This window comes from Streptomyces sp. NPDC020884, from assembly GCF_044333935.1.
Taxonomy (GTDB): domain Bacteria; phylum Actinomycetota; class Actinomycetes; order Streptomycetales; family Streptomycetaceae; genus Streptomyces.
Genome location: NZ_JBIRRY010000017.1, coordinates 53,340 through 67,339, shown reverse-complemented (window position 1 = coordinate 67,339; position 14,000 = coordinate 53,340). Strand labels below are relative to the sequence as shown.

Sequence of the window (14,000 nt, the reverse complement as noted above, 5' to 3'; positions counted from 1 at the left end):
GTCTGTCAGAGGCCCGACGGGCTGGCGGACAGCCAGTCGGCGTGCCGGTCGCGGGTCCGGTCCCGTTCCTCGGGCGTGGTCAGGAAGACGTCCGCGCCCCCGTCGTAGGGGGAGTGAATGCGCCGCATCTGTACGTCGGTGACGAGGGCTCCCGCCACCTTGTCGTCGGCGACGTCACGGAGCAGCGCGTCGAGGCACCCATGTCGCCAGGGTCGGCGGACGGCGAAGAGATGGCAGTAGGTGCGGAACTCCGGGTCAGGGTCTTCCTCGACCAGCAGGCTCTGCCAGTGGTCGGCGTCCGGCCCGAACGGTGGAACCTCTGTCTCGGTCGTCCAGACGGGTCTGATCACGTACACATCTCCTCCGGCGAACAGCTCGTCGAGGACGGTGTTGTACCTGCCCAGGACGATGGCGTACTCGCTCTCGTCCTCTGCGTACCGCTTCGAACCCGGCAGGCTGTGGAAGCGCACCCAGACATCCCGGTACGGGTCGCGGAGCTTGTATCCGATCGGCGGGGAGTCGGGCCAACGCCGCTGCCACAGGTCCGTCATGGCGGTCCGTACGTCTGGCGCCTTCCCCACCGTCGTCGCTCGTCCTCTCAGCTGTGAGTTCCTGTTCGGCGAACATGATGCCCGGCACTCACCCGCCATGAGAAGCGACTTGTTGCTGGCTTCGGGCGCGGAGCCTCACCGTCCCCTCCTCCCTCTTCTCCCCCTTCTCCTCCGGGCGAGGCTCCGTGCCCGTCGCGTCAGTCCACGTAGACCTCCGCGCGGTCGACGCTCACGAAGGACGCCCCGGACTGCTCGTTGTGCTCCCCCGTCACCGTGACCCGCAGAGTGTGGTCGCCGTGCGGCAGCCGGGGGCTGACGTACTGCACCGCCTCCCCGACGCGGATCGCGTTGTGCAGGTCCACCCGCTGTTCCGGGCCGCCGTCGACGCTGATGTTCGCGTAGCCGTTGCCGGTGTCCTTGACGGAGAGCAGGACGATACGGGTGCCGGTGAAGGTGAAGGTCGCCGTGGCCCCCGCCCGGTCGCTCCAGTGGTCGTCGCTCCAGAAGCACTGCGTGGCACAGCCCGTGCCGGAGTTCCAGTCGCCCGTGTACGTCACGCCGCCGGGTCCGCTGGAGCGGCCGTCGTCGTTGATCCAGTAGTTGCCGGACCCGGGGTCGCCGGAGGGCAGGTCCTGGGTCGCCCCCATGGCCGACGGGCGGCCGAAGTCGGGGGTGCCGTCGGCTCGCCAGGTGAACTTCTGCGCCCGGGTGGTGCGGTTGCTGTAGGTGTTCACCGAGGTCGTTTTCGCGTGGTAGACGATCCAGTCCTCCGTACCGTCGGGAGACTGGAAGAAGGCGTGGTGGCCGGGTCCGAACACGCCCCGGTCATCGGCTCGTGAGAAGACCGCTCCCTGGTGCTGGCTCCAGTTGCCCGGCACGAGCGGGTCGGAGGCCAGCGGCATCGACATCAGCCAGACCTGATAGTCGGGTTTGCCGGTGTCGCAGGTGGAGTAGGTCATCCAGACCCGCCCGTTGCGGTAGAGGAATTCCGGGCCCTCGCGCACCTCGGGGCAGCCGCCGGCTCCATTGATGGCGACGGCGTCGCCGGAGACGGTGTACGGGTTGGACATCGGTGCGATGTTGAGCCCGTTGTGCTGGTACTGGTTGATACCGCTGTACGCGAGGTAGAGCCTGCCGTTCAGCTGGAGGATGCCCGCGTCGATGGCGAAGTCGTCCGCGTGGTTGGGCGGGGCGAGCTTCGCCTTGAAGTGGTAGGGGCCGGCCGGGTCGTCGCCCTCCGACTCCAGGACGTACAGCCGGTGGTTCTCGTCGACGCCGTCGTCGGCCGTGTAGTAGAGGTACCAGCGGTCGCCGAAGCGGTAGAACTCCGGTGCCCAGATATTGCGGTTGCGGGAGGGGTGGGAGTCCGTCCAGACGGTGAGCGGTTCGGCGGTCGCCAGCGTTCCCAGGGATGGGGAGCGCCACATCCGGATGCTGTTGCCCTGGGTCGTCGTGAGGTAGTAGTTCCCCTTCCAGTGCGTCATGAAGGGGTCGGGGCCGGTGTTGAGAGGGTTGCGGAAGGTGCCGGCCGCCGTGGTGCTGACGGGCGGCGCGGAATCGGGTGCGGGAGCAGATGCCGATGTGGAATCGGCTGTGGGTGCGGGTGCGGGTGCGGGGGACGCTGCTCCTGCCGGGGCGACGAACGCCGGTAGCAGCGCCACCAGGAGCCCGAGGAGAGCGGCGACGAGCAGGGTGGTGCGTGCGCGGGCGGAGTTGGTAGTTCCGGCGGGGTGGGCGGCTCGGGGTCGGGTGGCTCTGGCGGGGCTGGAAGGCACGGGGGTCCTTTCCTCAGCTCTTTGACATTGGCTCTTGGGCGCTGATCTCTTTGACATCGACTCTCTGGAGCGTCGGCGTCGACCATGTTTACATCGATGTAATGACGGGGCGTCACGCTAGGGACGACCTGCCTTCGTGTCAACAGTTCCGAAGCGTGCGTGACGGAGGGGTGGACAAGCGGACAGGGCAGTCGTGGCTGCCCTGGTGGATCGTCAGAGGTTTCTCCCTCTGCGGCGTGCGATAGGTTGCCCGCCATGGCTGACCCCGGACGCGCCGCCTCGCCCCCTGTCCCGATCAGGACGGAACGGCTCGTGCTTCGCGCGTCCGAGGCCCGGGACCGTTCCGCGTTCATCGAGCTGTTCGCATCGCCGGAGACGGGCGCCTACCTCGGCGGCCCCCGACCGCGCGATGACCTCGAACGCTCCGTCCCCGAGGTACCCGGGCGGCGCGACGGCCTCTTCGTGGTCGATCTCGACGGAGTGATGATCGGCACGGTCACGCTCGAACGTCGCGCTGCGGAGCGTCCGGGTCGTGTCCGCCCGGATGGCGGTGAGACCGAGCTCGGTTACATGTTCCTGCCGGAGGCCTGGGGGTTCGGGTACGCCGCCGAGGCGTGCGCAGCCGTCCTCGGCCGGTTCGCCGACACCCTTCCCGGCGAACCGGTGGTGCTCTGCACGCAGACCGCCAACGAACGCTCGATGCGCCTCGCGGCGAAGCTGGGGTTCACCGAGGTGACACGGTTCGAGGAGTACGGCGCCGAGCAGTGGTTCGGGGTGTGGTGTTCGGTCACACCGTCCGGCTGACCGGGGTTCTACGATCTCTCGGGTAGGCCGGGATCGTGCCGAGCGGCTGGTTGCCCACGACGGCATCCACGGCCCGTTGCCGCTGGTCAGTGATGGGGCGGGCCATTCCGGATCGGCGGAAGGCCAGCATCACGGGGACAGGGCCGGGCGGGCGTGCACGCTGACTGCGTAGCCACAGCCATCGGTGTAGGAATCGCCGCTCCAGGTCGCGTACCGCTGCCGCACGGTCAGTCCGGCCCGGGTGCACCAGTGGTCGAACTCCGTGAGGGTCACCGGCGCTTCCGCCAGCGGCAGGTGAGCCGCGTCCAGTCCCATACCCGTGACGAGCAGGCCTCCGGGGCGCAGTGCGGCGGCCAGCTGCCCGACGACGGTCTCTCCGGTGCCGGGGGCCAGGAGGGGGATGACGTTGCCGGCGGCGAGCACCAGGTCGAAGGCGGGAGCGAGGCCGAGGGCGTCCAGATGGGCCAGGTCACCGAGGAGCCAGTCCTGTGTGGGTGCGTCACGGCGTGCGACGGCGAGCATCGAGGAGTCGACGTCCACGCCGGTGCAGTGGTGGCCCAGCTCGGCGAGCCGGATCGCGATCCGGCCGGTGCCGCAGCCCGCGTCGAGCACCCGGGCCGCGGGGTTCAGCAACGCGGCGCAGAAGGCTGCCTCGCCATGGATGTCGTGGCCCGATTCGGCGAGCCGCGCGAATCGCTGAGCGTACTCCTCACCTGCCTGTCCACCTGTCAGTTCCGCCCAACGGTCGCGTTGCCCAGTCATGTTCAGCATGCCTTCCTGTCAGCCTCCTCCCGCGGGAGGAGGGACGAGCACAACACACGGAGCTCCCTGCGGGTGGCTCCGATTCCGTTCGGGTGAGGTGCGCCGGTCAGGCGGCCCAGCCGATGGAGGAGACGTTGCTGTATCCGTCGTAGTCGGAGCCGAGCTCTTCGATGATCTCGTCCCAGATCGCGTCGAGCTCCTGGACGTTGCCGTCGAGCCAGGCGTCCACGGCGCGGTCCCAGACGCCGCGGACGTTGAGGCTGCGGCTGGAGAGGTCGCGTCGATACTTGCGCTCGACCGCCGTCTGGTCGACGGGGTTGATCTCCACGCGGGTGCCGCGGCCGTTGTTGTCGAGCCGGTGCTTGAGGTCGGTGGCGACGTTGCGGCGGCGCAGGTCCCAGTAGGCGGCGTCCAGGCGGGCGCGGTTGGCCCGGTTGGGGGTGCGTTCCTCGGCGAGCCAGGCGATGAGAGTGCGGGGCGAGACGTGGATCCCGGCCCGGTCCATCGCATCGTAGCCGGCGTCCGTGGTTGTGAGGTAGCGCAGGCGGGCGGAGAGGCCCCGTTCGGTGTCCGCGGGTGAGGCGATGCCGGTGACCATGTTCTCGATGGCGGCACCGAGAGCGTCGGCACCGGGGATGCCGTGGGCGTCGTACTGGCCGAGGTTCATCCAGCGGCCTGCCATCAGCGGGTCACCGTGCCGATCGTGTACTCACCCGACGCCTTGCCCTCGCCGTGCTTGATCTTCATCTGGGACACGCCCCGGCCCTCGGCGAAGACCTGCCGCCAGTCGCCCGTTACGTGGAGCTCGTCGGTGCCCGTCATCGCGACGACGTCCAGGCCCGCCTCGTGGGCTTTGTAGGCCTTGCCCCAGAGGTTGGCGTAGGCCTGGCTGTGGATGATGTGCATCCAGTCCGGCCGGACCAGCTCCCGGTTGTGGATCGACTCCCCCATCGTCGAGATGAACTTGCTGTACATCGCCTTCACGTACTCCAGCGTCAGGAAGTCGTCCTCGGCGATGGCTTCCTCGCGTGCGGCTCCCAAGGTCTTGCGGACGGCGTCGAGGAAGTTCTCGGTCGCTCCGGACGTCCATGACTCGTGGATCACGGGCGCCCCGGTCAGGCCGTGCCTGGGGCTGGAGAGGCGTTGCAGCAGGCGCAGGGTGGAATTGGTGACCCAGAGCGCCCCGGGCTCGTCGCGATCGCCGATCGGGTCCGGCAGGTGCGGGTGGGGCCACTCGGCGGGAGTGATCAGGTGGACGCCGGAGCGCTTGGGGTCGACGCCGTCGCTGCCGGTGCTGTGTTCCAGCTTCCCGATGGGGAGCCAGCACTTCAGCGCGGACAGGTAGGCGGCGTTGACGTCGAGAGCGGTGACCTCGGTGTCGCCGGGCGTCTTGAGGGAGTAGCCGGGGTGGTGGAAGCGGGGGCGGGCTTCCCAGATCTGGTCGGGGTCCTTCTTCGAGGGCTTCTTCAGGATGTCGGGCAGCGCGGGGTAGGCCGTGTAGTCGTAGCGGGCGGTGGCCCGGGTCTCGTCGAACAGGTGCATCACGTCCGGGATCGCCCGCTTGATCAGGGCCTTCAGTGCGGCTTCCTCGTCGCCTCCGGCGCGATCGGCCTCGTCCTGGACCGCGCGGCTGATGAGCGAGGTCGTCTCGGCCTGGGCTCGGGCGGCCGACCGGGCGCGGCGCTGCGGCCGCGTCGGGTTCGGTGCCGGGGTGGGTGACACGGCTGCCGGAGCGGGGCCGTTCGGGGCGCCGGGTCCGACGGGGATCTGGGCTTCCGAGGCCGGGGCGGGGACGGTTGCGGCGGGGGCGGCTGCGGTTGCGGCCGGGGCCGGTGCGGCTGGGGCCGCGTTCGCCGTGGAGGCGGGCGTGCAGAAGGCCCCGGCGTGCAACGGGTGGCCGTCGGTGGACCGGAAAGTGGTGGTGACGCCGCAGCGGGCGCAGGGGCCCGGGTCGCCCTCGACGGCGAGCCCGTCCGGGCCGCGCAGTGTGTCGTGGCCGGTGAACACGCGCGGCGGCGCCGGTGCGGGGGCCTCAGTAGAAGCAGCCTCAGAAACGGCCTCGAGGGCGGGAACGGAGGCGGGGGTTGGAGCGGGCGCGGAAGCGGAAGCAGCGGGCGCGGGGACGGCCGGGTAGATCTCTACGAGGCCCTTCAACAGGCGCAGGTAGGGAAGGCGCGCGGGCGGCTGCGGGTCGGAGACACCGGTCTCCCAGTTGGCGACGGTCGAGCGTCCGACACCGACCGCCGAAGCGACCTGGGATCGGGACAGACCGGCCGCCTCGCGCAGCCGCTGACGCTCGGTCGGCGGCGGCAGCGCGGCCGTCAGACGGGCTTCTTCGAGGAGCGCTTCCACACTGTTCTCACTCACGGCGTCACCGTACAAGAATTGGACGTTCATTGCGCGAGCGCTGGACGTATGTTGAACGTCGTGTCGCCCGGCGGGCCGGGTCGACGTGGATTCCCGGACGGCGCACGGGTCGCGGGAGAACGAGTACGTGGAGATCGCTATGGTCTGATGTCCGGGCCTGGCGGATCCCGTCGGATGCGTCATGGATGTGCGCGAGGGAGTGGAACGCGGTGAAGATGCGGGGCATCGCCCTTCGGCCGCATCAGGCGGAGGCTGTCGATGCGATCGTCGAGGGCCTTTCCCTTCCCGTTGACGGGTCACTGCCATCCCCGGGCAGGCGCGGGCAGGTGCGAATGGCGACCGGCTCGGGCAAGACCATCATGGCGGCGGTGGCCGCGCTGCGGATGGTTCCGCGTGGCCTGGTCGGTGTCCTGGTGCCGACGCTGGAGCTACTGACGCAGACGGTCGAGGCCTGGCGGGCGGTGGGGCACGACGGCCCGGCGGTCGCGGTATGCGGCCTTGGCTCCGACCCGCTGCTCGAAGCCCTGGACGTCCGGTGCACGACGAATCCCACGCAGCTGGCCCTGTGGGCCGGCGACGGGCCGATTGTGGTGTTCGCGACGTACGCGAGCCTGTCGCCCCAGGGCCTGGAGGACGACCAGGGCGACCAAGGCAACCAGGGGGACCGTGAAGCCGCCATTGCGCCGGGGGTGCTGGAGCGGGCGCTGCTGGGCTCGTACGGCCAGCGCATGGGCGCCTTCGACCTGCTGGTGATCGACGAGGCCCACCGCACCTCGGGCGATCTCGGCAAGGCGTGGGCGGCCGTCCACGATCAGGGGCGGATCCCCGCCGAGCGGCGGCTGTACATGACGGCCACCCCGCGCCTGTGGGAGGCGTCGCCGGGCAGGGGCCCCGCATCGGACGGGGCGGACGTGCCGGGCGGGCGGCTGGTGGCGTCGATGGACGACGAAGAGCTCTACGGGCCGGTGCTGTTCGAGTTCGGGCTGATGGAGAGCATTGAGCGCGGCGTTCTCGCCCGGTTCGAGATCGACGTCCTGGAGATCCGCGACCCCGCACCGCTCGGGCCGGACGCGTCGCCGGAAGAGCGGCGGGGGCGGCGGCTCGCCGCTCTGCAGGAGGCGTTGCTGAAGCATGCGGACACCACAGGGGTCCGGTCCTTCATGACGTTCCACTCCCGCACCCTGGACGCCATGGCCTTTGCCCGAAGCCTCCCGGAGACCGCCGCCGAACTCCACGCGGTGGACCCCGTCGCCTATCCGAAGCGGGTCGGGGCGGACTGGCTGTGCGGTGAGCACCCGGTCGCGCATCGCAGGACGGTGCTGGGCCGGTTCGCCGACGGGCTGGACCCGGAGGGCTGGGTGACCGACCTGAGTTTCCTGTGCAGTTGCCGGGTGCTCGGTGAGGGCGTCGACATCCGGGGCAAGCGCGGGGTGGCCGGGATCGTTTTCGCCGACACCCGCAGCTCCCCCGTCGAGATCGTGCAGATCGCCGGTCGGGGCCTCCGCCAGGAACCGGGCGAGGGGAAGGTGTCCCGGCTGATCGTCCCGGTGTTCCTCCGCCCCGGCGAAGACCCGGACAACATGATGGCCTCGGCCGGATATCGGCCCCTGGTCGCCGTCCTGCAAGGGCTTCGGGCACACGACGAACGGCTCGTCGAGCGGATGGCCCTGCGCACCACCACCGCCCGCGGGCAGGCCCTTTCGGTGGTCGGCCTCGACCCGGTCCAGGGTGACGGCACCGGCGACGACGTTCCGTCGGGCGCTGCGGACGACGCGGCCTCGGACAGCGACGCGGATCTGTCGCGTGCCGGCTCGGGGGTCCGGGAGAGTTCGGGGGACGCGCGGGACGTGAGGAGCGCGGAAGGCTCCTCGAGTCGGGGGGTCCCTGGTGGCCCGAGTGGCCCAGGTGGCCCGACTGGCTCGCAGGTCTTGGGGGCGGAGGAGTCCGTCGAGCCTGTGGGCGTGCCCCTGCTGCGGTTCTCCCTGCCGCGTGACCCCGGTGTCATCGCCGCGTTCCTGCGCACCCGTGTCCTGAGGCCTGACTCCGAGGTGTGGCTCACCGGATACAACGCCCTGCGCGTCTGGGTCCAGGAACACGGGAGCGCCCGCGTCCCCGTGGGCACCGTGGTTCCCCTGGACGACGACGGGGCGACCTGTCCGCTCAGCTCCTGGGTCAGCGAGCAGCGGCGGGCGTTCCGTCTCGGGACCCTGAAGCCGTGGCGGGCCGAACTCCTCGACGAACTCGGCATGATCTGGTCAGTCGCGGACGCCGCCTTCTGGAAGAAGCTCGCGTCCGCCCGCGCCTATCACGCGAAGCACGCCACCCTCGCAGCGCCGAAGGACGCCGTGACGGACGGGGTGGCCGTCGGCCAATGGCTCGCCAACCTCCGTAAGCCCGGTGGCCTCGGCAGGAACGGGGAACGGGCGGCACACCGCCGCGAAGCCCTGGAGGAGATCGACCCGGACTGGAACCCGCCGTGGCCTGTCGACTGGCAGCGGCACTACTCCGCCGCCCGTGTCCTGCTCGCCGAGGAGCGCGGCCTCACCGCTGTACTGCCCGGCGTGTCCGTCCACGGGGTCGACGTCGGGACGTGGGTCCACCGGCAGGGTGAACCGGCCGTATGGCAGGGACTGATGCCCGAGCAGCGCGAACGCCTGGAACGGCTCGGCCTGCGCCCCCGGCCCGAACCGGAGCAAGCTGCGGGCAGGAGGGCAGGTTCCTTCGAGCGCGGCGCGCGGGCCCTCGCCCAGTACGCGGCCCGCGAGGGCCATCACCGTGTCCCTCGCGCCCATACCGAGGAGATCACGGTGGAGGGCAAGGACCACCCGGTGGCCGTTAAGCTCGGTGTGTGGATCTCCAACACCAGGAGCCGTCGCGACAGGCTCCCCCAGGAGCAGCGCGCCGTACTCTGCGAACTCGGCGTGGAATGGGCGTGACCCGAGCCGCCACGACGGGCGGCCGCTCCGGAGGGAACCCGCGGCTGCGCGCCGACGATGCCCGGCCGGCCGAGGTTGTCGCATGAGGGATCACCCCGAGCCCCGGGCCCAGTCGCCGATGCTGTTCGGCGTGGGCGGCGACTGGCGGCCTGTCACCGCGGGCGAGTCGGGCGCCGGCGTGTTTGTCGATGCGGGCGCCACGCGGTACGCCAAGTGCGTACCCGCCGCGGATACGGGCGAGTTGGCCGCCGAGCGTGACCGGATCGTCTGGCTGAGCGGTCGGGGCGTACCGGGCCCCCAGGCGCTCGGTTGGTACGCCGGTGATGCGGGCGCCTGCCTGGTCACCAGTGCGGTCGCCGGCGTACCCGCGGACCAGGTGCCGGCCGAGGACCTGCGGGCCTCCTGGGAGCACATCGCGGACGCGGTCCGCCGGCTGCACGAGGTGCCCGTGTCCGCGTGCCCGTTCCCCCGCGGGTTGGACGCTGTGGTCGCCGTCGCGCGCGATGTCGTGGCCCGTGGCGCCGTGAACCCGGAGTTCCTCCCCGTGGAGCAGCAGGACACGCCCCCGGCCGAGCTGCTGACCCGCCTCACCGGGGAGATCCCCCGGCGCCGGGACCAGGCGGTCGCCGACACGGTCGTCTGTCACGGGGATCTGTGCCTGCCCAACATCATCCTCGATCCGGGGACCTTGAAGGTGTCGGGCTTCATCGACCTGGGCCGTCTCGGGTCGGCCGACCGGCACGCCGACCTGGCCCTGCTGTTGGCCAACGCGCGCGAGACGTGGATGGACGAGCGGCGCGCACGGGCCGCTGACGTGGCTTTCGCCGAGCGGTACGGCATCGCGCTGGACCAGGACCGTCTGCGCTTCTACCTCCATCTCGATCCGCTCACCTGGGGCTGAGGGCTGCCCCTTGGGCCATGTGCGGGGCGAGGCGCCTTCGGGGGGCGGTGGTGGTCCCGGTCGGTCGGCCGTCCCGGTAGTCGTGGCAGCTCGTCCCTGTGAAGTGAACCGCTTGCGCGCAACGAGGTCTCACTCGATGGGCGCGACCGCGCTGTTCCACGGGTTCGATATCGTCCCGGCATGACACAAGAGTTCGATCTTGCTGAGGCTCTCGCCCGAGGCGTCGATGGCCGCCGTGGTGTGTGGGACTTCGTCCAGGGTTTCGCCACCCATTGGGTCGGCGGCCTCGAGGAGGGCGACGGGTGGGCGGACGCCGATCTGGTCGCGGCCGAGGAGCGGCTCGGTCTCCGGCTGCCTGCGGCGATGCGCGAGGCGTATCTGCTGTTCGGTCGCCGCCGGGATCTGACCAGCCAGCATGATCAGCTGCTGGACCCGGCTGAGCTGTACGTGGACGACGCGGCGGAGGCCCTGGTCTTCCGGCACGAGAACCAGGGAGCCGCGTCCTGGGGCATCCTTCTCAAGCACCTCCAGGAGGACGATCCCGCTGTGTTCGTGCGACTCGATCTGGCCGACAAGAGCGCCGAGCGGTGGGAGGCCTGGCTGGAGCGGCTGTCCCTCTGCTTCGTCGAAATCGTTCTCTCCGAGTCACTGCAGGCCGACGAGGAACCGTGCGACTACCTCGACGTGGATGACGACGACCTCGCGCTCCTGGAGAGGAACGCCGTCCTCTTGCCGTTCCCCTCGTATCCCACCGGCGAGGAGGGCGGGTCCCGGTGGTTCCTGGGTCAGGACGTCCTGCTGCGCGAGGACGACGGTGCGGCCGTTCTGGTCCGGGGCCGGACGGCCGCCGACCTCGACCGCCTTCGCGACCTGATCCCGGGCGACTGGCTCAACGACTTCCCCCAGGCTTCCGACCCCAGGCCGTGAGCATGCCGGCCGACAAGGCGGCGCACTCGTCGGTCTCCAGATAGCGGATCGCCGTCTCGAGTGCCTCGTCGTCGACCAGGCCGGTGGAGAGCATCGCCTCCCTGCTGCGCTGCCAGGTGTCGGCCCAGAAGCGGCTGATGGCGCTGCCGGGCTGCAGCGGCGGCACGTGGATCTCGGCGGCGACGGGCTCGAGCCCGGCCCCGCGCAGGAGGTGCGGGTAGGACGGAACCCAGGAGACATCGGTCCCGATGGTGGTCCGGAGTCCTTGCCACATCGCCCGCATCGCTGTGGTGTACGGGGTGGCGGGCGCCCGGTCGCTCGTCAGGTCGACCGCGTCGCTGAGCACCAGCACGCCGCCGGGAGTGAGGAGTTCGGCCAGCTTTCCGATCAGGCGGTCCCGTTCGGGCAGATGCATCAGCACGAAGCGCGCGTGGACGAGTTGAAAGCGGCCGGGGGTGAATTCCGGGGCGGTGATGTCGGCTTCCAGCACCTGGAGGCCGGGGACGGGGCGGGCGCTCAGGAACCGGACGTCGCGGTCCACGGCGAGCACGCTCTCGACCCCGGCCTCGGCCAGCAGCCGACGGGAGACGGTGCCCGTTCCGGCGCCGATGTCGAGGCAGTGCCACCCCGGGCCGGCCCCGAGCGCCCGCAGCCGGGCCATCGTGAAGTCGTCATAGGCGAGGGCCCCGAAGTCGATGCGTTCTCCCTCCCCCTCCCGATCGGGGCGGAAGAAGGCCTCGCCGTAACGGCCGCCGCCGGGCGTTCCCCGGGGCGGCGGGGAGTTCACGCCGCCACCGGTACGTCGCAGAACCGGACGTCCCTGTTCTGCCACGCCCCTCGGCCGTCGGCCAGGGGGGTCGGATCGTCGAGCAGTTTCATGGCCGGGCCTCTCCACGCGACGGGGTGGTGCGGGGCCGCCCGTCCCGGGGCCGCCTCGGCCATCCTCCATCCGCGGTCGACCGCGCGGCCGAGGCTCGCCGCGCCTGGGCCGATCGGCTCAAGGGGTGCAAGGCGTGCAGGCGTAGAGGCGTACAGGCGTACAAGGGGAGCACACGAGACCGTCGCGTCGATGCGCCGTGAGGCCGTGAGGCCGTCAGCATCACGTGGTCGGTCACCCCGCCGCCGTACGTCCTAGGGCGTCGGCAGCGGGGTGATCGGGCCCCCGGCGGATGCCCCTTGGGTGGCGGGGACGTTCACCGGGGCGCGGGGCGTGCAGGTCCGGGGGTCAGGGCTGGATCGGCATCGACCAGCAGTTGGAGGTGGACGGCTTGCCGGAGAGGCGGTCGGTCAGCCAGCCGATCGCGTCGCCCTGGTCGGTGAGGAGAGGCACGAGGTGGTTGGTGAGGATCTTGTCCCCGAGGTTCGGCAGGATCACGGCGTCGTAGGTGATGTCGCCGCCCTTGCGGCACCAGTCGACGGCCAGTTGGCGGGCCTGCCCGTGGGGGACGATGTCGTCATGCACGCCGGTGGCCAGACGCACGGGGCCGGACGGCTTGAGCTTTCCTATGCGCTGCTTGTCCAGGGCCGCCTTGGCCTGGGGTTCGGCGGCGATGATCTCTCCGATGGTCTTGCCGCTGGTGGTCCATTTGCTGCTCTTGGTGAAGCCGTAGCCGAAGAGCGCGTCGCCGACGCACATGGTGGAGGCGTCCGCCAGGGCGGCCTTGCCGGTGGCGCTGATGTTCGCCTCGACGACCGCGCGCAGGTCGGGGTCGGCCTGGGCGAACCCGTTGATCGACCAGGCCAGCGCGCCGGCGAGGGCGCTGCCGTCGATGCCCTTCATGACCGAGGTCAGGTCGGCCGGGGGCGCGCCGGCGTAGGTTCCGGCGAGTTGGACGTCGGGGGCGTAGGAGGGCTGGAGTTCGGCGGCCGCGGCGCTGGCCCCGCCGCCCTGGCTGTAGCCGTACAGACCGGTGCGGGAGGCCGCAGTGACCGAGGCGCCGGGCACGGAACGGGCGGCCCGAGCCGCATCCAGCAGGGCGTGCCCCTGGTCGAGGCGGTTGACGTAGGTGTGCAGGCGGTCCGTGGCGCCCAGGCCGACGTAGTCGGTGACGACGACGGCTGCCCCGGTGGCCAGGATCCGGTAGACGGCCAGGGCCTCGTAGCCCACGGACACCGTGTCGCCGTTGAGGGTCAACGGGTGCTGGAGGGCGAAGGACGGAGCGCACTGGTCGCCCTGGCCCATGGTGCCCGAGGCGAGCGCGACCAGGGGGCGCGGGCCTGATCCCTTCCAGGCGGCCGAGGGTTCGATGTAGGCGCCGGTCACGGCGACGGGCAACCCGGTCGAGTCGGTGGACTTGTACATGAGGCGGGTCGCGGTGCCCGGCATCGGGCGGCCGTCGAGGCCGGGGATGTTCAGTCCGAGCGGCATCGCCTCGCTCCGGATCAACGCGCCGTTGGCGGAGGGCAATGCGGTGGGCGGCGTGTAGAACTCGGGGATGGTGACGCCGCGGGAGACGACCGGAGGGGTTTCGGCCGCGGAGGCCGGGAGCGCCGACAGTCCCGCGCAGGCGGTTCCGGCGGCCACGGTGCACGCCAGGAGGCGCAGGCGGGTGGAGGGGCGACTGCGGCCGGGCTCTGCCGACCGGTCGGCGCCCGGGGTGGCAGAGGCTGCGGCGGCGGAACGGGAACGGGATTTCGTGCGGCTCACGGTGTGCTCCTCGTTTCTCGTGTGGGTGGTGGCCGGGTCGACGGGCCGCGTGGGCGCTGAGGCCCGACGCGGTCGCCGGAGCGGGGACGGGAATGGGGATGGGGTGGTGCCGCAGGAGGGGAAGCCTGCGGGTGCAGGTCGGGCGGCTCTGATGGGTGGGTGAGCGGCCCGGCACGGGTGGGGTGGGTCGGGCCCGCGTGGGTCGGCCCGGAACGGGTGGGGTGGGTCGGCCCGGCGTGGGTGGGTCGGTTGGCGCAGTGAGGGTGGGTGCGGCTCCTCGGCTGCCGGATGGGGGTCGGTCGGTCGATGGTGGTTTTCCCCGCCCGGCCG

The 14,000-nt window shown here is 71.1% G+C and carries 11 protein-coding genes; 4 read left to right on the top strand and 7 right to left on the bottom strand.

The window, feature by feature from the left end; all coding sequences use genetic code 11:
* Positions 1-5: 5 nt before the first annotated feature.
* Positions 6-581 (bottom strand): hypothetical protein, encoded by a 576-nt coding sequence (locus ACH4UK_RS36430; protein ID WP_398363468.1) that lies wholly within the window; start codon positions 579-581, stop codon positions 6-8.
* Positions 582-748: 167 nt separating this feature from the next.
* Positions 749-2,242, bottom strand: coding sequence for a glycoside hydrolase family 43 protein (locus ACH4UK_RS36425; RefSeq protein ID WP_398363501.1), 1,494 nt, complete (start codon positions 2,240-2,242; stop codon positions 749-751).
* Between the two features lie 339 nt (positions 2,243-2,581).
* Here ACH4UK_RS36425 and ACH4UK_RS36420 point away from each other — a divergent pair, with 339 nt between their 5' ends.
* On the top strand, positions 2,582-3,130 hold the full coding sequence (locus ACH4UK_RS36420) for a GNAT family N-acetyltransferase (protein ID WP_398363466.1): 549 nt from the start codon (positions 2,582-2,584) through the stop codon (positions 3,128-3,130).
* A 129-nt stretch (positions 3,131-3,259) separates the two neighbouring features.
* Here the strand turns inward: ACH4UK_RS36420 and ACH4UK_RS36415 are convergent, their stop codons facing one another.
* The 3 genes from ACH4UK_RS36415 to ACH4UK_RS36405 form a co-directional block, all read right to left on the bottom strand.
* Positions 3,260-3,892, bottom strand: a complete 633-nt coding sequence (locus ACH4UK_RS36415; protein ID WP_398363499.1) for a class I SAM-dependent methyltransferase — start codon at positions 3,890-3,892, stop codon at positions 3,260-3,262.
* A 106-nt stretch (positions 3,893-3,998) separates the two neighbouring features.
* Positions 3,999-4,574: a transcriptional regulator gene (locus tag ACH4UK_RS36410; RefSeq protein WP_398363464.1), complete on the bottom strand. Its 576-nt coding sequence runs from the start codon at positions 4,572-4,574 to the stop codon at positions 3,999-4,001.
* Entirely contained in the window at positions 4,574-6,259 is a 1,686-nt protein-coding gene (locus tag ACH4UK_RS36405; RefSeq protein ID WP_398363462.1) for a helix-turn-helix domain-containing protein, read from the bottom strand. The genes ACH4UK_RS36410 and ACH4UK_RS36405 overlap by 1 nt, the downstream gene beginning before the upstream one ends.
* 215 nt (positions 6,260-6,474) lie before the next feature.
* Between ACH4UK_RS36405 and ACH4UK_RS36400 the strand changes: the two genes are divergently transcribed.
* The 3 genes from ACH4UK_RS36400 (at position 6,475) to ACH4UK_RS36390 (ending at position 11,023) form a co-directional block, all read left to right on the top strand.
* Positions 6,475-9,195 (top strand): Helicase associated domain protein, encoded by a 2,721-nt coding sequence (locus ACH4UK_RS36400; RefSeq protein ID WP_398363497.1) that lies wholly within the window; start codon positions 6,475-6,477, stop codon positions 9,193-9,195.
* Between the two features lie 82 nt (positions 9,196-9,277).
* Positions 9,278-10,096 (top strand): APH(3'') family aminoglycoside O-phosphotransferase, encoded by an 819-nt coding sequence (locus tag ACH4UK_RS36395; protein ID WP_398363461.1) that lies wholly within the window; start codon positions 9,278-9,280, stop codon positions 10,094-10,096.
* 180 nt (positions 10,097-10,276) lie between these two features.
* Positions 10,277-11,023, top strand: coding sequence for an SMI1/KNR4 family protein (locus ACH4UK_RS36390; RefSeq protein WP_398363460.1), 747 nt, complete (start codon positions 10,277-10,279; stop codon positions 11,021-11,023).
* Here ACH4UK_RS36390 and ACH4UK_RS36385 read toward each other — a convergent pair.
* Both ACH4UK_RS36385 and ACH4UK_RS36380 read right to left on the bottom strand, forming a co-directional pair.
* Complete coding sequence (locus tag ACH4UK_RS36385; RefSeq protein WP_398363458.1) at positions 10,986-11,810, bottom strand: class I SAM-dependent methyltransferase; 825 nt, start codon at positions 11,808-11,810, stop codon at positions 10,986-10,988. The two genes, ACH4UK_RS36390 and ACH4UK_RS36385, sit on opposite strands and share 38 nt — an antisense overlap.
* A gap of 438 nt (positions 11,811-12,248) precedes the next feature.
* Positions 12,249-13,670, bottom strand: a complete 1,422-nt coding sequence (locus ACH4UK_RS36380; protein ID WP_398363457.1) for a lipase family protein — start codon at positions 13,668-13,670, stop codon at positions 12,249-12,251.
* Positions 13,671-14,000 lie beyond the last annotated feature (330 nt).

Bases quoted from the DNA above. Each gene is read 5' to 3' on its own strand.
- ACH4UK_RS36395 (WP_398363461.1), top strand. From the start codon at position 9,278: ATGAGGGATCACCCCGAGCCCCGGGCCCAGTCGCCGATGCTGTTCGGC.
- ACH4UK_RS36415 (WP_398363499.1), bottom strand. From the start codon at position 3,892: ATGACTGGGCAACGCGACCGTTGGGCGGAACTGACAGGTGGACAGGCA.
- ACH4UK_RS36390 (WP_398363460.1), top strand. From the start codon at position 10,277: ATGACACAAGAGTTCGATCTTGCTGAGGCTCTCGCCCGAGGCGTCGAT.
- ACH4UK_RS36420 (WP_398363466.1), top strand. From the start codon at position 2,582: ATGGCTGACCCCGGACGCGCCGCCTCGCCCCCTGTCCCGATCAGGACG.
- ACH4UK_RS36400 (WP_398363497.1), top strand. From the start codon at position 6,475: ATGCGGGGCATCGCCCTTCGGCCGCATCAGGCGGAGGCTGTCGATGCG.
- ACH4UK_RS36410 (WP_398363464.1), bottom strand. From the start codon at position 4,574: ATGGCAGGCCGCTGGATGAACCTCGGCCAGTACGACGCCCACGGCATC.